This is a genomic window from Chryseobacterium sp. KCF3-3, from assembly GCF_045865955.1.
Lineage (GTDB): Bacteria > Bacteroidota > Bacteroidia > Flavobacteriales > Weeksellaceae > Chryseobacterium.
On record NZ_AP035792.1, the window covers coordinates 4,718,348 to 4,743,289 of the forward strand.

General features: G+C 31.3%; 25 protein-coding genes. 17 read left to right on the top strand and 8 right to left on the bottom strand.

Annotated elements, in window-relative coordinates:
• The first annotated feature begins 18 nt into the window (after positions 1 to 18).
• The 5 genes from ACKTTZ_RS20990 (at position 19) to ACKTTZ_RS21010 (ending at position 4,836) form a co-directional block, all read left to right on the top strand.
• The gene (locus tag ACKTTZ_RS20990) at positions 19 to 1,176 is read left to right on the top strand and encodes an alpha/beta hydrolase-fold protein (RefSeq protein ID WP_407846529.1); all 1,158 of its coding nucleotides are present in this window, start codon (positions 19 to 21) and stop codon (positions 1,174 to 1,176) included.
• A gap of 78 nt (positions 1,177 to 1,254) precedes the next feature.
• The gene (locus tag ACKTTZ_RS20995; protein WP_407846530.1) at positions 1,255 to 2,247 is read left to right on the top strand and encodes a phosphotransferase; all 993 of its coding nucleotides are present in this window, start codon (positions 1,255 to 1,257) and stop codon (positions 2,245 to 2,247) included.
• A gap of 10 nt (positions 2,248 to 2,257) precedes the next feature.
• Positions 2,258 to 3,046, top strand: coding sequence for a DUF2625 domain-containing protein (locus ACKTTZ_RS21000; protein WP_253316165.1), 789 nt, complete (start codon positions 2,258 to 2,260; stop codon positions 3,044 to 3,046).
• A gap of 99 nt (positions 3,047 to 3,145) precedes the next feature.
• A complete protein-coding gene (locus ACKTTZ_RS21005; protein ID WP_407846531.1) occupies positions 3,146 to 4,384 on the top strand; it encodes a hypothetical protein in 1,239 nt (412 codons plus the stop codon).
• Positions 4,385 to 4,539: 155 nt separating this feature from the next.
• Positions 4,540 to 4,836, top strand: a complete 297-nt coding sequence (locus ACKTTZ_RS21010) for a hypothetical protein (protein WP_253316163.1) — start codon at positions 4,540 to 4,542, stop codon at positions 4,834 to 4,836.
• A 142-nt stretch (positions 4,837 to 4,978) separates the two neighbouring features.
• Here the strand turns inward: ACKTTZ_RS21010 and ACKTTZ_RS21015 are convergent, their stop codons facing one another.
• The gene (locus tag ACKTTZ_RS21015) at positions 4,979 to 5,386 is read right to left on the bottom strand and encodes a GNAT family N-acetyltransferase (RefSeq protein WP_034697894.1); all 408 of its coding nucleotides are present in this window, start codon (positions 5,384 to 5,386) and stop codon (positions 4,979 to 4,981) included.
• Positions 5,387 to 5,409: 23 nt separating this feature from the next.
• A complete protein-coding gene (locus ACKTTZ_RS21020) occupies positions 5,410 to 5,745 on the bottom strand; it encodes an antibiotic biosynthesis monooxygenase family protein (RefSeq protein WP_407846532.1) in 336 nt (111 codons plus the stop codon).
• A gap of 94 nt (positions 5,746 to 5,839) precedes the next feature.
• Here ACKTTZ_RS21020 and ACKTTZ_RS21025 point away from each other — a divergent pair, with 94 nt between their 5' ends.
• Positions 5,840 to 7,297, top strand: coding sequence for a PLP-dependent aminotransferase family protein (locus ACKTTZ_RS21025; protein ID WP_407846533.1), 1,458 nt, complete (start codon positions 5,840 to 5,842; stop codon positions 7,295 to 7,297).
• Between the two features lie 141 nt (positions 7,298 to 7,438).
• The gene (locus tag ACKTTZ_RS21030) at positions 7,439 to 8,392 is read left to right on the top strand and encodes a DUF6624 domain-containing protein (protein WP_034697883.1); all 954 of its coding nucleotides are present in this window, start codon (positions 7,439 to 7,441) and stop codon (positions 8,390 to 8,392) included.
• Between the two features lie 261 nt (positions 8,393 to 8,653).
• On the opposite strand, the gene ACKTTZ_RS21035 is transcribed toward ACKTTZ_RS21030, so the two are convergent.
• From ACKTTZ_RS21035 to ACKTTZ_RS21050, 4 genes are all read right to left on the bottom strand, one after another.
• Positions 8,654 to 9,841, bottom strand: coding sequence for a hypothetical protein (locus ACKTTZ_RS21035; protein WP_407846534.1), 1,188 nt, complete (start codon positions 9,839 to 9,841; stop codon positions 8,654 to 8,656).
• On the bottom strand, positions 9,838 to 11,691 hold the full coding sequence (locus tag ACKTTZ_RS21040; RefSeq protein WP_407846535.1) for a prenyltransferase/squalene oxidase repeat-containing protein: 1,854 nt from the start codon (positions 11,689 to 11,691) through the stop codon (positions 9,838 to 9,840). The genes ACKTTZ_RS21035 and ACKTTZ_RS21040 overlap by 4 nt, the downstream gene beginning before the upstream one ends.
• The gene (locus ACKTTZ_RS21045; RefSeq protein ID WP_407846536.1) at positions 11,681 to 12,850 is read right to left on the bottom strand and encodes a hypothetical protein; all 1,170 of its coding nucleotides are present in this window, start codon (positions 12,848 to 12,850) and stop codon (positions 11,681 to 11,683) included. Before ACKTTZ_RS21045 ends, ACKTTZ_RS21040 begins: the two co-directional genes overlap by 11 nt.
• Positions 12,851 to 12,912: 62 nt before the next feature.
• Positions 12,913 to 13,065: a hypothetical protein gene (locus tag ACKTTZ_RS21050; RefSeq protein ID WP_407846537.1), complete on the bottom strand. Its 153-nt coding sequence runs from the start codon at positions 13,063 to 13,065 to the stop codon at positions 12,913 to 12,915.
• Positions 13,066 to 13,445: 380 nt separating this feature from the next.
• Here ACKTTZ_RS21050 and ACKTTZ_RS21055 point away from each other — a divergent pair, with 380 nt between their 5' ends.
• Together ACKTTZ_RS21055 and ACKTTZ_RS21060 are read left to right on the top strand one after the other, a co-directional pair.
• Positions 13,446 to 13,841 carry a VOC family protein gene (locus ACKTTZ_RS21055; RefSeq protein WP_264517856.1) on the top strand — a complete coding sequence of 132 codons (396 nt, stop codon included), beginning with the start codon at positions 13,446 to 13,448 and terminating at the stop codon, positions 13,839 to 13,841.
• 197 nt (positions 13,842 to 14,038) lie between these two features.
• Positions 14,039 to 14,908 carry a DMT family transporter gene (locus ACKTTZ_RS21060; protein WP_034697871.1) on the top strand — a complete coding sequence of 290 codons (870 nt, stop codon included), beginning with the start codon at positions 14,039 to 14,041 and terminating at the stop codon, positions 14,906 to 14,908.
• Positions 14,909 to 14,985: 77 nt separating this feature from the next.
• On the opposite strand, the gene ACKTTZ_RS21065 is transcribed toward ACKTTZ_RS21060, so the two are convergent.
• Positions 14,986 to 15,768, bottom strand: coding sequence for a YdcF family protein (locus ACKTTZ_RS21065; RefSeq protein WP_407846538.1), 783 nt, complete (start codon positions 15,766 to 15,768; stop codon positions 14,986 to 14,988).
• A 666-nt stretch (positions 15,769 to 16,434) separates the two neighbouring features.
• On the opposite strand from ACKTTZ_RS21065, the gene ACKTTZ_RS21070 reads away from it, so the two are divergent.
• A complete protein-coding gene (locus tag ACKTTZ_RS21070) occupies positions 16,435 to 17,196 on the top strand; it encodes an O-methyltransferase (RefSeq protein WP_407846539.1) in 762 nt (253 codons plus the stop codon).
• Positions 17,197 to 17,862: 666 nt separating this feature from the next.
• Here ACKTTZ_RS21070 and ACKTTZ_RS21075 read toward each other — a convergent pair.
• A complete protein-coding gene (locus tag ACKTTZ_RS21075) occupies positions 17,863 to 18,021 on the bottom strand; it encodes a hypothetical protein (RefSeq protein WP_407846540.1) in 159 nt (52 codons plus the stop codon).
• Positions 18,022 to 18,171: 150 nt separating this feature from the next.
• Here ACKTTZ_RS21075 and ACKTTZ_RS21080 point away from each other — a divergent pair, with 150 nt between their 5' ends.
• The 7 genes from ACKTTZ_RS21080 to ACKTTZ_RS21110 all read left to right on the top strand — a co-directional run bounded on the left by ACKTTZ_RS21080 (position 18,172) and on the right by ACKTTZ_RS21110 (position 24,772).
• Positions 18,172 to 18,582, top strand: a complete 411-nt coding sequence (locus tag ACKTTZ_RS21080) for a helix-turn-helix transcriptional regulator (protein ID WP_407846541.1) — start codon at positions 18,172 to 18,174, stop codon at positions 18,580 to 18,582.
• Between the two features lie 3 nt (positions 18,583 to 18,585).
• On the top strand, positions 18,586 to 19,008 hold the full coding sequence (locus ACKTTZ_RS21085) for a very short patch repair endonuclease (protein WP_407846542.1): 423 nt from the start codon (positions 18,586 to 18,588) through the stop codon (positions 19,006 to 19,008).
• A 52-nt stretch (positions 19,009 to 19,060) separates the two neighbouring features.
• The gene (locus tag ACKTTZ_RS21090; RefSeq protein WP_407846543.1) at positions 19,061 to 19,288 is read left to right on the top strand and encodes a helix-turn-helix domain-containing protein; all 228 of its coding nucleotides are present in this window, start codon (positions 19,061 to 19,063) and stop codon (positions 19,286 to 19,288) included.
• Positions 19,281 to 20,519 carry a DNA cytosine methyltransferase gene (locus ACKTTZ_RS21095; protein WP_407846544.1) on the top strand — a complete coding sequence of 413 codons (1,239 nt, stop codon included), beginning with the start codon at positions 19,281 to 19,283 and terminating at the stop codon, positions 20,517 to 20,519. Before ACKTTZ_RS21090 ends, ACKTTZ_RS21095 begins: the two co-directional genes overlap by 8 nt.
• Positions 20,512 to 22,851, top strand: coding sequence for an ATP-binding protein (locus tag ACKTTZ_RS21100; RefSeq protein ID WP_407846545.1), 2,340 nt, complete (start codon positions 20,512 to 20,514; stop codon positions 22,849 to 22,851). The genes ACKTTZ_RS21095 and ACKTTZ_RS21100 overlap by 8 nt, the downstream gene beginning before the upstream one ends.
• Complete coding sequence (locus tag ACKTTZ_RS21105; protein WP_407846546.1) at positions 22,811 to 23,986, top strand: hypothetical protein; 1,176 nt, start codon at positions 22,811 to 22,813, stop codon at positions 23,984 to 23,986. The genes ACKTTZ_RS21100 and ACKTTZ_RS21105 overlap by 41 nt, the downstream gene beginning before the upstream one ends.
• A 78-nt stretch (positions 23,987 to 24,064) precedes the next feature.
• Positions 24,065 to 24,772 (top strand): HNH endonuclease, encoded by a 708-nt coding sequence (locus tag ACKTTZ_RS21110; protein ID WP_407846547.1) that lies wholly within the window; start codon positions 24,065 to 24,067, stop codon positions 24,770 to 24,772.
• Positions 24,773 to 24,942: the final 170 nt, after the last annotated feature.

Genomic DNA, 24,942 nt, shown 5'->3' on the forward strand with positions numbered 1-24,942 from the left:
ATATTTACACCAATTGCCATGATAAAAAAGTATTTACTCTTTCTTTTAATTTTCACTTCAGCAACTTCTTCACTGCTTGCCCAGAATTATGAAAGATATAAAATACTAAAAGACACAACATTAAAATCAACAAGTCTTGGATTTGAGAAAAAGATTTCTGTAATGGTGCCCATAGAATGGCAAAAGAAGTCCGGGAATAAATTCCCATTAATCATTGTATTTGATCGGCAAAATAAAAGAAGTAATCATTATATTCTCAATACAATTGACTATTTAACGAGTAATGAACAAGTTCCTTCCTCTATCATAATAAGCGTTGAATCAGAACAAAGATACCGCTATCTTGAAACACAGTATAAAATTTCTGATCCCAACGGCCTTGCACTGGAGAATGGAAAATTTATATTTGACCAACTCATCCCATTAGCTGAAAGAGAGTACAAAGCCTCTGCTTTTAGAGTGTTAATCGGTCATTCCAGATATGGATATTTTACAACCTCATTATTGAATTCCAGAATAAATGACTTGAATGGAATTATTTCTATGAGCCCGTTTTTTACTCAGAAAAATGTTGACTTAACAGATTCTATAAGTCAATTCAATAAGCGCTCTTTTCATACAAAAAAATATTATCGCTATGGAATCGGAAACGATTATCCCGAAGATTTCGTGAAAATGGATTCCATCATTAAGAAAATTAACAATCCCTTTCTGGATATGAAAGGATATGAGTTTAAAAAAGCAGATCATAATGCAACGCCAGGTTTACTTATTAATACAGCTCTTTACGAGATATTTGAAGATTGGTCTGCCATTCAGTCGAAGTATATATCAAATAAGCAAACAGACTTGAGCATCAAATCATCTTTGGATAAAGAAATACGATCCAATTACGGTGTTAATCTAAATTTTTCATTGGGTATTTTAAATGGAAAAGGATGGGCATTTTATAATGAAAAACAATATGACAAAGCTATTCAGGCATGGAAAATCCTTATAGATTCTTATCCAAATTTTTCAGAGGCTTATTTAAATATTATAAAGGCTAAAATCTTACTGCAACAGGATTATTCTGCAACTGTCAAAGAATTTAATATTTCATTAGCAAATTCTGAATTTTATAAAGAAAAGGAAAAGAAGGATTTAGAAATCGAATTGCAGGAAATAGCTAAATAAACGGATGTAATACGTGTAAAATCGAAAAATGTTAACGAAATTGCACAAACTATATAACCAGCTACGAACGAGAATTACATGACAGAGAAATTTCCTACAATAAACAGTACACTTTCACCTGATAGACTTGGTCAACTTATTCAAGAAAAGTATGGACTAACCGACAAAACGGGATGCAGCATTTTCCGGCTTGCGATGAACCATTTATACATCGTTCATGATGGCGAAAACAAATACGTTTTTAGAGTGTACACCCATGATTGGCGAACTGAATTAGAAATTCAAGAAGAACTAAGACTTCTCAATCACCTGAAAGAAGCAGACCGACAAGTTGCTTTTCCCATAGCAGATCAATCAAACAAGTTTATCCAGAAAATAGAAGCTCCGGAAGGAACAAGATTTGGCGTTTTATTTTCATATGCTAAAGGTATAAAAACAGCAAAATTCTCACCCGAAACCAGCTTTCTGATTGGACAAGCATTAGCTAAAGTTCATCAATCAACAGAAAATGTAGAACTGATGAGAATGTCTTACAATGCTCAAAACCTTCTCAAAAACCCAGTTATAAGGACAAAAAAATTCTATAGTAAAAACACTACCGAAATTGAATTTTTAGAAAATCTTTCCAATTTTTTAACGCTAAAGTTGGAAAATGCAGACCAACAGAACATGAGATATGGAGCGGTTCATCTTGATGTGTGGTTTGATAATTTACACATTGATAACGAAAAAGAAATCACATTCTTTGACTTTGATTTTTGTGGTAATGGTTATTTATGCTTTGATATTTCTTATTTTCTATTTCAGTTATTTACAACTCATTTGAGCCAAGAAGAATATGAGGCAAAAGCAGATCATTTCATAAGAGGCTATGAAACTGTCACTAAAATTAATGATGAAGAAAAAAAGTTTTTACATTACGCATGTCTGGCCATTATGAACTATTATATAAGTGTTCAGTGCGACAGATTTGAATATTGGACCAATATTTTCCTGAATGAAGATCATTTAAAAAGAATGGTAGGGAACTTAAAACGATGGATTGCTTATCATAAAATTGAGATAAAATAATGACAGAAAAATGTATACAACTAACTATCATTTTAGAAAACTAAACAGCATGATAAAATGTTTGACAATTATTATATTATCCTTATTCTCATTAACAACTTATGGACAAACAAAAATGCGCTCTATTGATGAATTAATAAACGATAAAGATCCAGGCTGGATTCTTGTAAAAGAATGGATAGACACCGCAAAAAATAAAGTGGAAATATTGCCAGTAGATAGCAACAAAGCAAAGGATGCTTTATATAAAACCCAAGTTACAACCAAATCTCCAATGGGTTCAATTGTATACATGACAGGGGGACTTTTTGTTGATAATGGCTGGATAAGAATTCTTGGCTCAGGTAGTGAGAAGCTAAGCAGGTCATTGCCGGAATGGAATAGAGGAAAAACATTTGAGGATTATGGACAGCCAATTCCATATCTTTTAATTGCTGACGATGCAATAGGAGGTATTTTCATTCTGAATGGCGGAGGACTTGGAAACGATTTAGGAAAAGTGTATTATTTGGCACCAGATAATTTGGAATATGAACCTCTTGATATTACTTACACGGAATTTCTGAATTTTTGTTTTAATAAAAATCTTGATGAATTTTACAAAGAATACAGATGGGCAAATTGGAAAAAAGATGTAGCAAAACTTAAAGGCGACCAGGTATTCAGCTTTTTTCCTTACTTATGGACAGAACAAGGTAAGGATATTAGTAAAGGATCGAAAAAGGAAGTTCCAATTGAAGAAAGTTACAAGCTAACTCTTGAATTTAGAAAGAAGCTTGGATTTGATACAGAGAAATAAATGATAGAGCTTTTAAATTTCACCCAAAATATATCAAAAACGATCTGAAAATTTATATGATTAATGCGAGCTTTTTTATCTTAAATAAATATTATTAATATGGATACAAAACCGGTCACTTTTCCCAATCTAGGAAAGCACAATGCTGTACTACGTTTCCTGCATTTGTTTGTTATTTCTTATGGGTATCTTTTTATTTTTACCTCTCAGTTTTCACCTTTAGCAGGAATACACAAGAGTGGAGTCTTGTGGTTGTGTAAAAATGTTTTTCAGCAAACACAGGTAGAATATATTACAATGACTGGCAGCGGCGATACTACATTAGATTATTGGGTAGTGATTGTAAATATTGGCTTAGCGGTAATGGCTACACTCATTATACTTCTTGCAGATAAAAAACAACGGACATTTAAAGATCTTCATTGGTTTACGGTAGTAGTAGCACGCTATTATGTAGCCATGATAATGCTTTCGTACGGTTTTGCAAAGCTACACGACGGACAGTTTCCTGCAAATTCAATTGGCAGACTGGAAGAAAAAGTTGGAGATATGTCACCAATGGGGATGGTATGGACTATGATGGGAACTTCCAGTGGTTATACATTTGTTTCCGGATTGTTGGAAGTTATGGGTGGACTTTTGCTTCTTTTCAGGAGAACCAAAACTTTTGGTGCGCTTTTTTCCATGACAGTGATGATTAATGTAGCTCTGTTGAACTTTTTCTATGATGTGCCGGTTAAAATATTTTCCAGTCATATTGTTTTGCTCTGTCTCTTCATTGTAAGCGGTGATGCAATGGCTTTATATCGTTTTTTTATCTTGCATCAGCCATCACAATTACGTTTTCAAAAAAGAACATTTGACAAAAAGTGGAAGAGTATTACAGTTATTGTATTCAAATGGCTTGTAGTAGCATTTTTCATATTAAGTTCTTCATCAGCACTGTTTTATACAACTCCGACTACTCCGATGGAAGGCGCTTATATTGTGGATAAATTTATCATAAACAACCAGGAAATACCATGCAACGATTCCATTGGCTGGAAAAAAATATTAATAAGTTCTCCAAGCCGGACAAAAGTAATCCTGAACAATGACAGTACTAAAGCGTTTCAGAGTGTTGTAGATACTGAAAGAAAGATACTTATGCTGCGTAAAGTGGATCAACAAGAACTATATGCTTACCTGCATTACAATATTCAAAAAGATAGTATCATTTTTACTGGAAATAAGGGTCGTGATTCTGTAAAAATAAAAACAATAAGAAAGAAAAAGGAAGATTATCCTTTAAACAAAAGGAATTTTCATTGGATCAATGAATATCCGTTTAACAGGTAAGAGATATTATATGAAATCATTTTTTATAATTGTTGAAGATATCAGAGAATCAAGTAAGAAACTTAAAAGTGAAAACAGGAATAACAATTTGGCTACTAATTTATTTATACGATTTTTTAGAATAATAAAGTACCTAAATTTCAAAAAACGATAATATGACAGAAAATTATATTCAATATACTGACGGCTATCAAAAAGACAATATTGATGAAAAGGATATAATAAAAGCTATATCAGACATTCAATTAATGGATGAAGAGCATGGAGCATTTTGGGTTTCAGTTATAACTGATAATGAAAATGTAATTGAAGTAAATAAAGATTTATCACTTTTCGTAATTTTTGAAGGAAAACAAACCAGGTATCAGGCTACAGATTGGAACGAAGTCACAGAACTTTATAATTTACTATTGCTTGAAAAATTTGATACAATAACTGCTAGAATAAAATAACGAACTCAAACAATTCTCAGTTAAAATTTCTATGTCCACTTAATATTCAGCTAGTGTAAAAATAACGATATCAACAAGTTATCATACTTAAAAGAAGACATGTCATTTTAGTACATGTCTTCTTATTTTCCGGGATATTTCATTATTTCAAATCCTCCACATTATTCAGTATATAGCACTGCTCCCACTGTTTCATCCCGATCTTAGGATAATAGCCTACAGCTTTTGGTGCTGCCAATAAAATCAATGTGGCTTTTGGAGTGTGCTCTTTTGTCAATCGGATTAATTCTTTTCCAATGCCTTTCTTTTGATAATTCTCATCAACAGCTAGGTCTGAAAGATAAGTGCAGAAGGCAAAATCGGTTAACGATCTTGATATTCCAATCAATTTACCATTATCCCGGGCTGTTGCAATAAGATTGGCATGCTGCAGCATTTCTGTTATTCTTTCCGGTTCGTTGACGGGACGTCTTTCTCCTAATGTAGAGTTTACCAAAACCTGGGTAAATTCTTCTATTCCAATGTTTTCTTCAATTTGGTACGTAATCATTTTTTATTTTTTTTACTATTATTTTAAAAGATATTATCTGTAGGCGCTTCCTGTCTTTCAGACATTCCATAATCCCGTATGACGGAAGCTACACGCAGTCTGTAATCTTCAAACACAGAATTCCGCCCTGCCTGTTGTGCTTTCCTGTGCGTGGTTCTGTTACGCCATTCTTTTATACTATTTTCATCTTCCCAAAAGGACAGGGAGAGGATTTTTTTTGGGTCTACAAGACTTTGAAATCTTTCAATCGAAATAAAGCCAGGAATCACTTCCAGCTCAGATTTTAGTGATCTCGCTATATCCAGATATTCATCTTTCTTTCCTTCTTCAGGTACGACTTCAAATATTACAGCTATCATACTTTTAATTAAAATTTATTTGATTCACAGGACAAAATTATAGGTAATTTGGACTACATTTGTATACCAGATTAAACATATAGAGTAGTCCAGAATGTTTCCGTTTGAACATATCATCAATATTGATAAAGAGAAAAAGCTTCCTGTTTACAGACAGATAGCCATCTCTATTATTAATGCGATAAGAAATGGTAATTTAAAGGCTGGAATGGCTCTTCCCGGCACCAGAGAACTTGCAAAAACACTGGGTATACATCGTAAGACGGTAATTGCGGCATATGAAGAACTCAATGCCCAGGATTGGATCTTGATTATTCCCCGAAAACAGGTTAGAGTATCTGAACATATTCCAACTTTAAAACCTCAAAAGTGGAACGCTCAAAATTCATCTGTATCCTATGAAAACAGTTTTAATCTTCCGCTTCATATCTCAAAGAAAGATCCGTCACAACAGGAACTGACTGCTCTTCCTGAGACTTTCATTGATGATGGACATCCTGATATTCGGCTTTCTCCTATAGATGAGCTATTGAAAATTTACCGTAGCTATACATCAAGAAGCTTTAGCATTAAAAAAGCAGTTGTCGGGACAACTCAAGGTACACTAAAACTAAGAGAAGAGTTATCGAGATATCTATCAGCAACAAGAGGTCTGAATATTTCCGCTGATAACCTATTGATTACCCATGGTGCACAAATGAGCATTTATCTGGCCGCTCAGTTGCTTTTACAGGCAGAAGATATTATTATTTCCGGAAAACCAGGATATCCTATGGCAAACAGTGCTTTTGAAAAAACAAAGGCGTCTGTGATAGAAGTTCCTGTAGACGAAAATGGACTGGACATCAATGCTCTAGAAAAAATATGTAAAAAGAAAAAAATAACTGCTGTATACCTCATTCCTCATCACCATTATCCTACAACAGTCACTTTGAGCGTTGAAAGAAGAATGAAACTGTTGGAGCTTTCCAATCAATATTCGTTTGCTATTATTGAGGATGATTACGATTATGATTATCATTATTCCTCCTCACCATATTTACCTTTGGCAAGTGGAGCTCATAAAGGGAATGTCATTTATATAGGTTCATTTTCAAAAATATTGGGTTCTTCCATTCGTATTGGTTTTATGGTAGCTCCTAAAAATTTCATTCAGGAAGCGGTTCTTCTGAGAAAAGCAATAGATGTAGGAGGGGATGGATATATGCAAAATGCATTAGCAGAATTGATTAAAAGTGGTGATTTGGGAAGATACCTGAAGAAAGCCAAAAAATCTTACCATCAACGCAGAGATTACCTGAATATACTTTTGCAACAGCATCTGAGTCCTTATATCTCTTTTACTTTACCAGACGGAGGCCTGTCGGTGTGGATACAGCTCAAAGATTCCTACAGTGTTAATACATTGAAAACCCATTCACAATTGAAAATCAAGCAAATAGATGAAGAAGAGAATGCTTTTCGATTAGGTTTTGCTTCAAAGAATGAGAAAGAACTTGAAGATGCCGTTTTACTTATAAAGAAAATTCTTACAAATAGTTATTCAATATGATTATTTAATTTAAAAACAAAAAATTCGTCAATCCAATGAAAACCTAGTATAATTTCTTTTTTGTGATCTCTTAACAATCTAATTATCAAAATAAATTTTATATTAGTAGAATAATAACCATCTAAATTAAATACAGAAAATATGAGAAACACTATTTATACTTTGTTATTATTATTTTTATTCGTAAACGTGAATGCTCAGGAATATTCAAAATTAATAAATGAAGCTAATAAATTATATGAATCAAAAGATTATAAAATGTCTGCAGATTTATATGATAAGGCTTTTAAAATCGAAAGCGAAAATCCAAGTCACTTATATAATGGTGCGTGTTCATCTTCTTTAGCAGGAAATACAAAACAAGCATTTCAATGGTTGAACTTATCAATAGAAAAAGGCTGGACCAATCTAAAGCACTTAAATTCTGATACTGATTTAGAAAATTTGCATTCAAAAAAAGAGTGGGGGAAAACCATTGAAAAGTTAGAAAAAAAAATAGCGTCAATAGAAGCAAATTATGACAAACCATTGCAGGCTGAATTATTGGCAATTCTTGAAGAAGACCAGAAATATAGAATGCAAATGGGTGAAACTCAAAAAAAATTCGGCCAAAATTCTAAAGAAATGAATGACCTTTGGAAAATAGCCAATCAGAAAGACTCCATTAACTTAATAAAAGTAAAAAAAATATTAGATGAAAAAGGCTGGGTGGGTAAAGACAAAGTAGGCGCACAAGCCAATAGTGCATTATTTCTTGTCATTCAGCATTCAGATCTGGAAACGCAAAAAAAATATTTACCCATGATGAAAGAAGCGGTAAAAAAAGGAAATGCAAGTCCAGGTTCTTTAGCTTTGTTAATTGACAGAATAGAAATTCGGGAAGGTAGAAAACAAATCTACGGAAGTCAAATAGGAATCAATCAAAGCAATAATACTTACTATGTTTTACCTTTAACAGATCCTGACAATGTAGATAAAAGAAGAACAGAAGTTGGCTTAGATCCAATTTCTAACTATATTAAAAATTGGGATTTAGTTTGGGACGTTGAAAAGTATAAAAGAGAATTACCTGAATTAGAAAAATTAAATAAATAAAAAGCTGCTTACAACAGCTTTCAAAAATGTCGGATTAAGGCTTAATATAAAGATTCCTTATAAAGATTCCTTAATCCGACATTTTATTTTGTAGACTGTAAAATGCAAGAGATTAAAACGTGGGATAGAGAGTTTATTATGCTTGAAAATCTGGTGCAATAATCGAAAGTGTAAAATAATGAAATTTAACATGTTCTGTGAATCTTTGAAACCAAAACAATATACAATTTAACATAATATAAATTATAGGAATAATTATTTTTATCTTAATGCATTCTTAAATACTTTTATGAGAATTTTAAATGCAATAAGGTAAAATAAAAATGCGGTTATCATTTTAACTAGTTGATAAAAGCTCATTAAAAGGTCTCTTTTGAAAATAGAAATAATTACATAATAAATAGTTCCAGGAAAACTCACAATTGATCCCCAATTTAAAAATAATTGATAATAAAAGAAAATACAGATTATTAAAATATTGAAAACTCCATATAAAGCAATAAGATAATCTTTTCTGCTAAAAGATAATTTTTTCCTATTAAGAAAAGAAATCAAAATTAATTTTAAATTATTCATTGAGTGGAAATTAAGATTAGGCTTATCTAATAAATCAGATAATATCCAATATCCATCTGCCCTTAAAAAAGGTAATAAATTGTACAACGCCGTACCCGAAATTACTAATGCTAAAACTTCAACAGATTGATTTTTTGTAAAAAAACCTGTCATTGTCAATAATAAACAAAAAATAATCTCAAAATAAACACCTGCACTATTAACAACTATACGCTTCCATCTAATCAGTCTCCATACATCTGTAACATCAGCGAAGAAAGCAGGAATGAAATATAAATAAAATCCAAAACCAATACCTCCGTGTTTAGCTTTATAGTAGTATGATGCTGTAGCATGGCCTAACTCATGTAAAATACTTGCGATAAAAGTCAACAATAAGAAATAAGGGAATATCTTTTTAATATTTAATTTATCATATTCATGGTAATTTTCATAAAGATTCAAACCTAATATTATAAAATACATAATAGCAATTGCATAGAAAAAATATTTATTAAATACGAACTTTAATAGAGGAACTATTCTAGAAATAACATTAGATGTAAGAAAAATAAAACCAAATTTTATATAATCAGGTATTTTCTCATGCTCTTTAATAGAATCATGATAATCAAAAATTCCATATTGTTTTAGCTTATCAAAAAGTGATATGATTTCTACATCGGAAAGAAATATTCTATGATTTTTCTGAAAAGCAGCATTTATTTCTGGAATTGTTCTACTTCCATCTGCTAAAACCAACAAATCATAATATTTTCTACCAATTTTAGTGTATTTATTAAATTTTGAGTTGTACAATAAATATTCATTTTCATTGAATTTTGATAGCTCAAGGTCTGATGATAGTTTGTACAGGTAATCTTCATCCTTCATAACAAAGCCTTTAAAACATAAGCAGTCGAGAGAGTTTTACTTTTGTATGGCTCATGTGATTTAGGTTTAATAAAGTTTTCAGAATTCCAACAGCCATCAATTAATTGATTATCCAATAAATATTTTTGAGCTTTCCTTTTTGCTTCTGCTAACTCTGGTGCTTTTAATAATTTTATACAAAAAATGGCAAAAGAGGTTGATAAGTTTTTGTATTGTTCTTCATCAAAACTTCCATCTTCATTTTGTGAGTTGATTAAGAAATTCTTTATTTTTTGCTTTGAAGATTTATATTCAGAAGGAAATTCATTAAGTAATCTCAAGCAAACATAAGTACCATAGAACTTACCATAATACCATCTCGCTTCCCAATAACCATGGTCTTTTTGTTCTGAAATAATATAATTTATAGCTTTACTAATTGTCAATTTATATTTTTCAGCATCAAATAATGTTAACGCATATATAAAATTAGCCACAACTTCTACATCTGCTCCTCTTCCCCATTTAGTAGAATTAAATAAATCCTGTTTCATTTGTTTTTTAGTAAGATTATCTTTAGGAATAATCCAAGTTTCTATACCTCCACTTGGTTGAATTCTTTCATTTATAACAATATTTATTGCTTTGAGACAATGAATACTTATTAAATGTTTATTATCAGTTCTGATAAATTGTTGGATAATCTGTCCTAAATCATCAATATCCGCAGCTATTTCCTGCACAGTAGGAAAATAAGACCACGCTCCTATTTCATCTTCATTTTTCCGCTCAAGGAGATATTGGTTTTCGTTTTCAAAAAAATCTTTCGCATTAATATCAAATGATTTGGTAATATCCAATAAGCAATCGTTTAATAATGCCCTCTGAAAGGTATCTGAAGAATGAATATCTATATCATTCTCAAATTCCTCTTTACTTCCCAAATACATGATATGCTTTAGCTCTGCATAGTTTTTGAGGAAATCAGATTTTATGAATTGTAATCCTTTTATAAATTCATCATTTTTTATTTTTTCAAAATCAAAAAAATTATCTTTTATAGGTATCTTTTTAATTTTTGCCCTTTCTTGTATCGTTTTTATATACCCATCTGTAACATCTCTATAACCGATAATAGTTTGCTTAAAATCGTTAATAGTATTAAACCATACTTTTTTTTCAGATAGCCCTTTAATAGTCTCTTGAGCTTTAGTTAAGTATGAAATAGATTTATTTAAAACACCAATTCCCACTCCTTCAATATAGAGGAGTTTATGAAGAAGAATTACATCATTATTGTATTTTGAAAAATCCACAGATTTTGATAGCTCATGCACAGCATAGTTAAATTGTTTTTTATAAAAATCATCACTGAAATCCATAACGTCATCATATAACTGAAAGCCAATTGAAAAGTACTTATGAGATTCCAACAACAGTTTATAAACTTCTTCATCTTTATTTTCTGAAAGTACATATAAGCAATCAATTGCAACTTTCCCAAATGCAGATTTTTTGTCTGCAACTTCATAATAATTATCTGAATTTGGATTTTCCCAGAGATTTTTTTCTAAAAATATTGCTTCAAAATATTCTATTTTTCTCATATTCCAATATTTCCAAAATATGTGGTTTTCTGGATATACAGAAGAGAGGATTTTAATTGTTTCTTCTTGTAGGTTTAATACATTAAATATTTTATGTACTTCCATATTATCTATGATAGAGTCAAGCTTTAATATAGACTGATAGTAACTATAGCCCGCTTCTGACAAGATATTTACCGTACTTTTTTCAATTTTTGGGTAGTAGTCATGAAAAAGTTTAGGATAGTATTTGTAAAACTCTGGAGATTTTTCCTTATTGCTCATCTACAAACTTTTGCTCCTCCGAAGAAAGAAGGGTTTTATTATCTTTTATGGAATTGTCAAAAATACTGTCAAGAAAATTTTTATTTAAGTCTATTTTAGAAGATAAACCATACCGATTAGAAAGGCTATGAGTGCTAAATACAAATTCATCAGTACGTGTAGCTGGATACTCTTTATTTTCTAACATTATATTTGCTTTGTAACTCATTATTATTTTGGCTGGAATATATTTCCCTTCCTTTTTATACATGTCATAAGTCACTGTAAATAAGTCAGTAGAAACTGTATATTCCTTATCAAAAATATTTAAAAATTTATCTATTGCTTTTTGTTGTATTTGATTACATTGCATATAAATAATCGTATTTTCTTTTTTATTATACTGCATAATTCCTTCACAACAAATAATATTAAGAGGCATTTTATCTGTTTTGAATTTTATGGTTTGTATATCTCCTGTTTCGTTGATAATACTTCCTTTTATATTTAATCCTTTAGTATAGTAATCAATGAAGTAAAGCTGATTATATAAGAAAAATTTTTGCAAAAAAATTTTTATATTATTTTCCTGAGATTCTTGAGAATTTAAGTTGTCTTTTCTATTAAAAATATAAGTTTTATCTTCTATTCTATTTTTATCAAATTTTTTATTTCTAAGGTTTATTTGAATAAAATCATCAATATTTTTACGATATATATACTGATTGGCTAGTGTCCACAAATCCATATCTATCACCAGAATTCGATTGAGCATATTATTTATTTTTGATTTGGATTTTAAAATTCCATTATAGATAGATGCTTTAGTCTCGTAGTTCTTATTGTAATCTTTTAATACGGAGGAAATAATCTTCTTGGCATCTACTGATCTTATCTTTATTTCTTCTATTTCTTTATAAATAGCTTTTAGTTCTATAATACTATTCACGGCGAATATACTTTGACCATATTCTGGAGAAAATATTTCTATATATTTTTCTTCGTTGGGTAATAGAATAAAACCATCATCGTTTGTGTATGAAATTTGATTATTATAAACAACTCTTACTTGAGGGATAGGTTTTTTTGTTTCGAAGTCTATAATATTTACCTTCTTTTGAGGAGATATGAATATTGAATATAAGAAACTCAAAAAAGTTAAAATATTTTTTAATTTCATTTAAAATTATGTTTTCAAAAACTGACCTCAGAAAAGGTCAGTTTAGATAATAACTTTTGATGTTACCCAATTTTAATAGGTGTACTGGTCGGTTGACCATCAAACCAATTTAATCTCATTTCAAATCTCTGCTCAAGTTCTTCAACTTGAAACTCCTCTAATAGTTCATTTTTTTCTTTTTCTTGCTCTAATTTAATAATTTTTTTCGCGTTCATAATATTGTATTTTTAAATTACAATCCAAAAATATAAATTATTTTCAATAAAACAAAACGAAATGCATTTAATTAACAATAAACTATCAGATTAAATACAAATACCGCATAATAAAAAAAATAGAAGCAAAATGAATTCCCATCCTTTAACCCTTGTCAAGGTTTTGAACCTTGACAAGGGTCTTTCGGTCTTTCGGTCATTCAATCTTAAATTACAATCCTACCTTCATATATTATGTTAAATTATCCAACGGGAAATCTCATAGAAAAGCCATCTTATCCAGAATATTCATATTCACTGAAAATACAAATTCTTGCCACATGACAGTTTTTATGATCCTGGAACAGCCTACCTTTATCCTAACCAAAAAATAAAATCGTATGAAACCTAAAATGATCTGGGCCAATCTGGCCGTAACCGACCTTGAGCGCACACAGAAATTCTATACTGAGCTGGGATTCAAACCCAATAACCCCCACAGTTCCAACGAATTGGTAAGTTTTTTTATGGCTGGAAATGAATTAATTATCCACTTTTTCTTAAAAAATGTCATAGAAAACAACCTGAAAAGCATGAAATTTGGTGATCCACAAAGTTCTAACGAAATTATATTTACCCTTTCTGCAGAAAGCAAAAATCAGGTGGATGAATGGGCTGAAGAAGTAAAAAATGCCGGAGGAACCATTGTTTCAGAGCCTGAGAGCTTTGGAGAAAATTACTACGGTTTTGTATTTGCAGATCCGGATGGACACAAGTTCAATGTATTTTTTATGTAAACTTTCAAAATATTTTTCCCTATATTTGACATTCAACAGATCAATATGAACCGCTCGAACTGTCTGCCTCCTCCGGCACCTTAATATTTTCAATTTAATTTGAAGCGTACTCTTGTCGTTAACTTATTAACGACCCAGTTTATTGTGCTTCACATTCTAACAAAAATATTAATTCCAATTTTACAGTTCATTCTCTAATGAAAAAATCATATTTATTATTACATCTGGCCGTAATTCTGGCCGGATTTACAGGTGTATTCGGGAAATTGATCACTCTTAACGAAGGTTTGCTGGTCTGGTACAGACTCCTCTTCTCCTCTATTATTTTGTTCTTTATTATAAAGCTCTTGAAAATCCCAACGGATATTCCTTTGCGGGGAAAAATTCAGATTTCAAAAGCCGGCTTACTGCTTACGTTACACTGGCTTCTTTTTTATGCCAGTATAAAATATGCCAATATCTCCATTGGTGTGGTATGCTACTGCCTGACAAGTTTTTTCACTGCCGTATTCAAACCTATTCTTGATAAGGAGAAATTCAAGCTTTCAGAATTACTTCTCAGTACGCTGACCATCGTAGGAATCAGTTTAATATTTCATTTTGATACTTCCTATCAGCTTGGGATTATATTAGGCGTCTTTTCATCGGCATTCGGGGCTTTGTATACGATTTATAACAAACGTCTGGTGAGTCATTTTGATACCAAGGTCATCAACTATTATCAGATGATTGCCGGTACTTTATGCTGGGGAGCGTTTTTGCCCGTATATCTCCTCTATTTTCAGTCAGATAGCATAGTTCCCGACTTAAAAAACACGGCTTATTTGGGCGTTTTATCGCTTTTTTGTACCGTTGGCTTATACGTAATGTTTGCAGAGGTTTTGAAGAAAATTCCGGCGTTTACCGTCAATTTAACATACAATCTGGAGCCCGTGTATGCTATTATTATGGCGTTCTTATTTTTCGGAGAAAGCAAAGAAGTCAATCTTTCGTTTTATATAGGATTGGTGTTTATTATTGCTTCTGTGGTTTTGCAGACGGTAATTTCTATTAAGAAAACAAAATAAAAATCAAAGCTTTTTAAACCAGAACCGGACACTTAAATTAACTAAGTGTCCGGTTTTTATATAATAGTTTTAAATAACTATCCATTCAATCCCAGGCTATTATACAGCTGCACCTGCCATATTCCCAATACTTCCTTCAGCATCACAAAAGTAAATGCCGCATTATAGCTGTTAGGAAATACAGTAATTTCAGTATCTATAAAATCTGAGGCTTGTGGAACAGGGTTTAATCCGAATGTCTGAAACAAAGCCATAGACCTTTTCATATGAAATCCGGAAGTAACAAGGTATACATCAGAAGGAGCCATCTGCTGCAAGATCTTGCTGGAATATTTTGCATTTTGATACGTATTCATGCTTTTATCTTCTTTAATGATATCAGCATCTGATACGCCCATTCTTTTAAAATTTTCACTGAATAATTCTGCTTCACTTTTGTGGCCTCTACCTTTTCCGGAAATCAGTATTTTACAAGGCAGATTATTGGTCTTGTATTCATGATACAGCTGATAAGCCGTTACCATTCTGGAATAAGACATGGTATGCAGCTTTTCTGTGTGTTCAAAATCTACAACTCCACCACCTAATACAACAATAACGGGATTTTGAGGAGCTCTATTTTTAGTCACCACAGTGCTTACATAATTTTTCTGCAGATATCCGGAAGTCAGTTTTCCCAGAAAGCCATTTCCTATAAAAATGATCATTAAAACAGCAAAAAAGCCAACTCCTATTCTCAGATTCTTACGCTTGTTTTTTCTTTTGAGCAAAGCAATGATAACTACTGCAAGAAATACTAAAAAATAAGGTTCTGTAAAAAGCTGAACAACACGGAATAAAAGGTCTAATAAAAATTTCATTTTCGAATACTATTGATTAATGCCGGAAGGCATAGAAGCACCAAAGATAGGGCAATTTCCTGAGTATAGCTTTCCACAGCCATAGACCATTGAAAATTATCCTGATAATTTCGTCTTATTTTTCTTTCTGTTTATACAATTATTTTATACATTTGCAACCATCAAACAACACACTTTTTAGTGTGTTAACGAAAAAGCAAAATACCTACCCTAGTGAAAAAGCAGAATAGTATAGCCGTTTTTATGACCGTACTCCATATATTTTTGGACAGACATTTTTGTAAAGAAAAAAGCAAAAACTCTTCCTCCAATATAAAGAAATGATTTCTCCTTTAAACAGTTGAAAATCAAAAACATTATCTTTTGCGAATAAAACAGATCCTGCAAGTTATCGCATAAACATCTGCCTAATCACCAAAATCTGCGAGCGACTCTCCCGACACTTCACCTCGCCCACTCATAGACTTATCTAATCTTCTAAATTAAAGCAAATCAATGCTTTAAAATTTTATTTTTACATTAAAATAAGATCTTTCACTGATTAATTACCGGACTCCATTTATTAAAAAATCTTAAACAGATTTACTCTTAAAATTAATATTGCCTCAATGCAATATGGTTTTTAATAGGATACATTTGTCTTGTAACTTTAATACAATCAATGAAATGTCAACAGTTCTCAAAACATTTGTAGCTTATCTTAAAAGACCTGCTCTTTATCCTGAACTGGGCAGAAAAATCATTAAAAATACGGTAAGCAGAAGAAGTCCGTTCAAAGGAAAAGCAAAAACAAATTCCTGGGCTGCCTCCATTGCAGTTTCCCAAAAAGAAGCAGTTTCCAGACTTTTTTCTATGAATACAGATCATTTCAGATCTACCTATGCTGATATCCTGGAAAAAGCCAGCTTAAAAGAAAAAGAATGTCCTATTACAATGGGTGGACCTGGCGCTCTCGAACTCATTTATTACGCCTGCGAATTTACCAAAGCACAAAACGTTCTGGAAACAGGTGTGGCTTATGGATGGTCTTCTCTGGCCATATTGCTTTCGCTTCAAAAAAGAAATGGTACACTCTATAGCTCAGATATGCCTTATCTTGCTCAGGATGGTGACCAGTATGTGGGATATGTTGTTCCGGAAAACCTTAAAAAATATTGGCAGCTATTCCGTTTTGCAGACAGAGAATCATTACCTAAAATTTTTAAAAAAGTTTCCTCTTTTGATGTATTCCACTATGATTCTGACAAAAGTTACCACGGAAGAATGTGGGCTTATCACCAAATTTATAAAAGATTGAAGCCTGGTGCCGTCTTTATTAGTGATGATATTGGTGACAATTCTGCGTATCAGGATTTTTGTATCAAAAAAAACATTAACACTTCTGTTGTAGAATACAATGGAAAATACATCGGTATTTTTATAAAATAAATATCATAAGAAACTAACCATTGATAAATTCTTAAACCATTAAGAATAGATAAGTAATTAAGAATATTAAGGGAATATCTAAAGACATTCTAAAGCGCAACACTCCATTCAAATTGATTTGAATCTTAACTTTACTTAAAGCTTTAAATCCTCCTTAATGGTTCAAAGAAATAATCTCCCACAGATCAAGCTGATATCGCAAATTATAACTCTAAAAAAGATCTGCATAATCTCCAAAATCTGCGAGAGACTATCATCCGCTTCATCAGGCAAGTTCACTTGCCCATCCTTAACCACCTTAAAGTATAAAATACTTTATTTGAAAACTTTACGTTAAAAAATCAAAACTAAAATAAAGAATTTGAAACATTAAGAATAGATAAGTAATTAAGAATATTAAGGGAATATCTAAAGACATTCTTAAAACACAACCCTTCATTCAAATTGATTTGAATCTTAACTTTACTTAAAGCCTTAAGTCATACTTAATGGTTTAAAAAATATCCTCCCACAGATCAAAGCAGATTTCGCAGATTATGACTCTAAAAAAGATCTGTGTAATCTGCGAGAGACCATCAAAAAAATCATACCGATCCTTCATAATCCACCTCCCTTTCCAGGATAATCTGGTTTCTGCTCACCGTAACCAGTATTTTATCTCCTGCCTTAAAAACCACATTGCTGTACCCACTTCCCTGCTATTCTTATTTCGGGGAAGTATACTATTTTGCCATACGCTCTTGAAAACGATTTGAGGAAAACCGTAAGGTAACGATTGTTCAGTTCATTATATTTGCTGCTGTTCATTCTTCTTTTTCTTTTCATAGGTGTTATTTTTCTACAAATGAAGGTATAATAAGAAGGATAAACCATCTGAGGAAAGGATATTTTATTCTGAAACAGGGATATTTTAGAAGATTATTTATTTTAAAACAGCGCTTTATTTTTTTGATCTAAAGCTTTATATTTGTTATTATGAGTTACACAGATATGCAAAATAAAAAAATACACCAAGGTAGAAATATAAAGCGTTTCCGCGAAATGCTGGGCATCAAACAGGAAGCATTGGCTTTTGAACTGGGCGACGACTGGAACCAAAAGAAAATCTCCCTTTTAGAACAAAAAGAAACCGTAGAATCTGATATTCTGGCGCAGGTAGCTCAAATTTTGAAAGTTCCTGCAGAAGCGATTGAGAATTTTGATGAGGAGAATGCAATAAATATTATTTCCAATACTGCTTCTTTTGATAACTGTCAACAACCCGCCTTTTTTAATAATCAGCCTACTTTCAATCCTCTTGATAAGATGGTTGAGCTTTATGAGCGTATGCTTCAGCAGCAGAAGGAAATGATTGAAAAGTTGGAGAGGTTGATAGAAAAAAAATAAAAAATGGCTGACGTCCATAGTAAAGAAACCAGAAGCTACAATATGAGCAAAATAAAAGGCAAAGATACTAAGCCTGAAATGCTCGTACGTAAATTTCTTTTTGCTAACGGATTTCGCTATCGTCTTCACGATAAAAAATTACCTGGTAAACCAGACATTGTTCTGCCAAAATATAAAACAGTAATATTTGTACATGGTTGTTTCTGGCATGGACATGAAAGATGCAAATACTTTGTAGTTCCAAAAACCAGAACGGAATGGTGGTTGAATAAAATTAATCACAATATTGAAAATGATAAGAAGTCAAATATTACATTACAAAACGAAGGCTGGAAAGTATTAACAATCTGGGAATGTGATTTAAAAAGTAATAAAAAAGAACAAACTCTTTCAGAATTAATAAAAATAATAAAGGGCAACAAATAAATGTGACTTAAAACACGTTGTCTTATAAGTCACATTTAAGTATTTTAGCACAGTGGAAAATATTAAACAAAAAATCGGAGAAAGAATTAAAGAAGTAAGGGTTGAAAAAAAACTCTCACAGGAAGCTGTTGCTTTTAATGCAGGTATAGAAAGATCTTTTATGACTCATATTGAAAATGGTAGAAGAAACGTTTCAATTGAAACATTAAAGAAAGTACTCACAGGTCTTGAAATTTCATTTTCTGATTTTTTTAATGCTAATTTTTTTAAAAATGTCTGAAAAATTTACATATATCGATCTTTTTGCTGGCGCTGGAGGCCTGTCTGAAGGGTTTATAAGAGCCGGATTTACGCCAGTAGCACATGTTGAATATGATAAAGCTGCTTGCTACACACTAAGAACAAGAGTAGCCTTTCACTTCCTCCGTGAAACAAAAAATTTAAGTATATACTATAAATATTTGAAAGGAGAAAAAAACAGAGAAAAACTATATTCTTTTATTCCAGAAAATATTTTAAGTAGTGTAATCCATGCTGAAATTGGAAAGGACAATGAAAAAATTTTTCATTCTATCGATGGGCTATTAGGTAAAGAGTCTGTAGATTTGATTATTGGTGGCCCACCCTGCCAGGCATATTCTATTGTAGGAAGAGCACCATTGAAACACAAGAAAGATGATGAAAGGACAAGATTATATATTCAATATGGTAGATTTCTGAAAAAATATAATCCAAAGATGTTTGTGTTTGAAAATGTTCCAGGAATATTATCTGCTGCAGATGGCCAGTATTATAAAAATCTTCAAAGCTATTACAAAAGATTAGGATACAATGTTGAAGCTAAATTGCTTAACTCATACCACTATGGAGTTGTTCAACACAGACAAAGAGTGATTATTATTGGCTGGAAAAAAGAATTTAACTTTTCATATCCGGATATTCCCAAAATCAATGACAAATATTATAGAGATACTATATTTTCGGATTTACCTCCAATAACGCCGGGTGAAAATAAAAAAACTCATAAATATTATAAAGAAACAAACGATTATTTGAGCAACAATTCTATCCGAAACGGGATTGATTTTGTAAGTCAGCATATTAGCAGACCCCACAATGAAAGAGATCTGATGATATATAAACTTGCAATAAACTACCTTGAACAAGGTGAAAGATTAAAAAATGATAAGATACCAGCTGAAATGAGAACACAAAAAAATGTTTCTGATTTTCTGGACAGATTTAAAGTGGTTGGTAAAGAACCACACACAATGATTGCTCATATCGCCAAGGATGGACATCACTTTATCCACCCTGACAAAAAACAATTAAGATCAATTTCTGTAAGAGAAGCTGCCAGAATACAATCTTTTCCTGATGATTATTATTTTGAAGGAATTAAAGAGGACCAGCCAAGAACGGCAGCTTTCAGACAAATAGGAAATGCTGTTCCTCCGCTAATGGCAGAAAAAATTGCAGAGCAAATAAATAAGATATTAAATAATGCCTGAAAATAATACCATAAAAAGACATTCATTTCAACCTGGTGCAATGTCCATAATTCAGATGGGAGAACAACTTATTGGTCATCCTAGTACTGCAATAAACGAATTGGTTAAAAACGGATATGATGCAGATGCGCTTTCCTGTAAGGTGTATTTTTCTTCTTCAGTAAATTCATGCGAATCATTTGTAATAGTCTATGATAATGGCTCTGGAATGAGTTATAAAACACTATTTGGCGATTGGTTGAAACCATCTGTTAGCTCTAAACGAAAAGCTGATAGTAAAAGTACTATATACGAAAGAAACCAACTTGGAAGTAAAGGAATAGGGAGATTAGCAGCTATGGCGTTAGGCGAAAACGTAACGGTCATAACCAGAGAAACTAATACAACAGATTACAACTGGATAACCGTAAACCGTGAAGCATTTAAAGAAGAAGTCCTATTGTCTGCAATTGATTTTCCGGGAGATAGAATATCCGATTATACATCCCTTTTTTCAGAGGAAAATATTTTGAAAGAAAGGAAAACACATGTAAATAGCAGGTTATTGAACTTTCTCAAAATTGCAGGGCTGGATTCATTTAAAAAAGGAACTCTTATAATAATCGAGTCCCTGGATGATTCAGTATTGAAAATACTCAAGGAAGAACATAATCAACTGGAACTACCGGGGCAATCAGAACCGTATGAAAACACAAGTTTTTATAAGGCTCTGGCCACTCTTATTACTCCATTAAATCTCAATAATGAAATTCAGAAAGAATTACAGGAAAAAAAGCTTATCAATGATAAGAAAGAGATAGCAACTTCCAAAAGTAAATTTTCGATTGACTATGGCACAAATCTTTTACCTGATCAGGATGAAAATGAGATAGAATGGCTTCCTGTTGAGCCTGTTCCTATACAATCTGCTTATGACTACAGAATTTATGGTAAGGTTTCGAAAGATGGAGATGTATCAGGTTATATTTCCTATAAAAGATTAGAAAATGATATAAAAGAAGAATCTTTTGAGCTATTACAGAGTGATTTTAGAGATAAAAATGAAAGTCAAGCAAATCTCTTTGCTGATACAGAAGTAAATGAAACAGGAGAATATTACTTCGATGTACGAATATATGATATTGGAGAAAAGGATAATCTGGAAAAACTTGCTAAAGAATCCAAATTAAAAAGTGCTGCAGAGTTCCGTTCTGTTTTTAAAAATTTTCAGGGAATGAGAATCTCTAAAAATGGTTTTGGAGTAAAACCGTATGGCGACGAGGTTGAAGACTGGATAGAGCTTTCCAAAGCACGTGTACAAAACCCTGGAAGAAATGTAAATACAAACCAGATTCTGGGATATGTATTTTTCTATTCTCCTGAAAATGATAATCTGGAAGAAAAAACAAACAGAGAAGGTTTTCTCGAAAATAAAGCATTCCAACAGGTCAAGGCTACAATGAAAGAGATTTTTTCCTTTCTCGGAAAAAAACGATATAATTACAGACTATTACATGGTTTAGGTAGAGTTCCTACAAGTAAACATGAGCGACCAGACTTTGAAGAATATATATCAAGGTTACATCATCTTAATGCTACATCTGCAATTATAAGCTATTCAGAAAAATTCATGAAAGAAGTAACCACTTCAATGGACAATATTGAAGAATCTCTTTCTTTTTCTGAACGTCTGGCTTCTTTAGGAAGCGGAATTGAACTGGTGTATCATGAAATGGCGCAACCAATATCAGGATTAAGAGCTACTAAATCATCTCTTGATTTAAAGAAGTCAAAAATCAATTCAGATGCCTTGGATAAATTCGTAGAAGATATTAATACTCTAAATTATGCTACAGATGTATTGTCTGAATTACGAAAATCATTGCAACCTGCAATTGGGCGGTCAAGAAGTAAAAAATTTGCACCCTATAATACATTTTTAAAAGTGTGCAATCTTTATAAATCAGATATCGATGATTATAAAATTTCTATTGTTGCAGATCAAAGATTGGAAAAGTATGAAATAATTGATCTTGAATATGCTTTCTGGATAGCATTTCTCAATATTATAAATAATGCAGTTTATTGGATTAAAAAATCCGAAAACCCAGGAGAAATACGATTTTATATTGAAGGAGATTCTTTCATAATAAGTAATTCAGGGCCATTTATTAACGAAGAATTAATTGATCATATCTTTAATTATGGGGTTACTACAAGATCTGAAAAAAATGCTACAGGACTTGGCCTTGCATTTACACAAAGTATTCTCAGCAGGAATAGTTGGAATATTTCAGCAGAAAACAGAAAAGATGGTCCCTCATTCATCATTAAAAAAGAAAAAAATGGGTAATGGTATTATTTTACATTTAGAAAATGACAAAACTTTAATTGAACGTTATAATAATCTTTATCAACAACTTGATATGGAGTTTGAGTATATTGGATGCTCAACAACCGAGGAGTTCAATTCTGTAATTAATGATCAGGAAAGAAATATTAAAGCTATAATATTTGATCTAATAGGTAGTAAAGCCACGAAAGAAGAACTTGCTGGTAATCCTGAATTTTTGACGGTAATAAATGAAAAGTTTGTAAAATATAATTTGCCTATCTTTATATATAGCGGACATTTGGAAAGCATCGATGATAAATACACCCGGAATGGAACTGTATTTAAAGTTTCAAAAGATGATAGTATCCAGGATATTTTTGACAAAATAAAATTTCTTTCTAACTCTGGTTTTATCGATGTTTTTTGTCCGGGCGGGGTTTTAGAATCAGAAATAAAAGCCGAACTTAATAAATCGTTTACCAACCAGTTTTCTCAAAACAACCAGATTGAAGAAGTTTTGAAAAGTATCATGGTTTCTGAAAAACCGGAAAATCAGAAAGAAAGGGTTAAGAAAGTTTTTAAAAGAATTGCTATTAAAACACTATCATCAGACTTATTAGCTCCTGTAGCAGATAGTGAAGATAAAGTACACCCTATTGAACATTTTTATAAGCGTCAAAGTAAATTACCCGTTTGGACCGGTGATATCTGGAAACAAAAAAATGGTGAAGAAACATTTTTAATATTGACCCCAAGATGTGATTTTGCTACAAGAAAAGCTGCTAATGTAATGGTTGCAAAAATTCATAAACCAAAACCAATAAAACTTAATGGGAAACCTGAAGAAGTTGAAAAACGACTACGTGATTACTTAACAGATAATCTTCAAGGAAAATCTACAAGGTATATACCAAGTAATATATTCTTTTCTGATGGAGGTATGATAGATTTAGCAGATCATCACACAATTGATTTAAAATCATTTACAGATAATTTTGATTACATAATAACATTAAGTGATGATCTAACTAATGAAATAATTGGAAAATTTGCGTACTATTTTTTAAGAACAGGGATAACGAATATCAATGAACAAGAATTTGAAGCAATTATAAAGGCTGTAAATTCGGAAAATAAAGATGTCGAAAAATAACTGAAGATACGAATAGCATCAACTTGCATATCTCTTTATTACAAAACATTTTTAGAAAATATTTTATTTAATAAAAAAATGAGCTTTAAAATATTATTTCAAAAATGGCTTGTAGAAAATAAACCACAAGTAACAAGACCTGACAAATATTCAAATACAATAACTACTATTTCAAATCACGTCAAAAAATCTTTCAATAAAGCTATTGATTTATATGAAATAAGAAATTTGGAAGATTTACTTATATTAAAAGATGAATATTTCAGTAATGATGAGTTTTTTCAAAAAAATAAAAGAGGAAACAGAATGTATAGTCGTTCCTGGGATCTTTACATTGAATTTTTTTTAACTAATGAAGAAAAAATTGATGATACTATTAATCAGATACACAATGACAAAACTTTAAGTAATCTTGAAAAAGAATCCATTATTTTAAGTCGTATTGGACAAGGAAAATTCAGAGAAGAATTAATTGAACTTTGGAAAGGTTGTGCTATATCAAAATTTGAAGATTCAAAATTTTTAATTGCTTCACATATTAAACCCTGGAAAAAATCAACAAATCAGGAAAAAATTGATAAGTATAATGGCTTATTACTTTTACCAACCTATGATAAACTGTTTGATCTAGGCTATATTTCATTTGATGATAATGGAAAAATAATTATTTCAAAATTGTTAAATAATTTTGATAAACTTAATATTGATAATAATATTATCATAGATATTAAAAACAACAATAAAAAATATTTAAAATATCATAGGGAAGAAAGATTAAAGCAATAACTAATTGTGCTATTACTTCACTAACTTTTCTTTTTATACTTCACTCTCAAAATCAGTAATTTTTCTCAAAAAAATTTGCATAGCTAAGTAAAACTACATTATAAATTAAGGAAGATATCTATGTCAGACATTCTAGATTAAACATTGGTAACAATCTAACTCTCCAAACC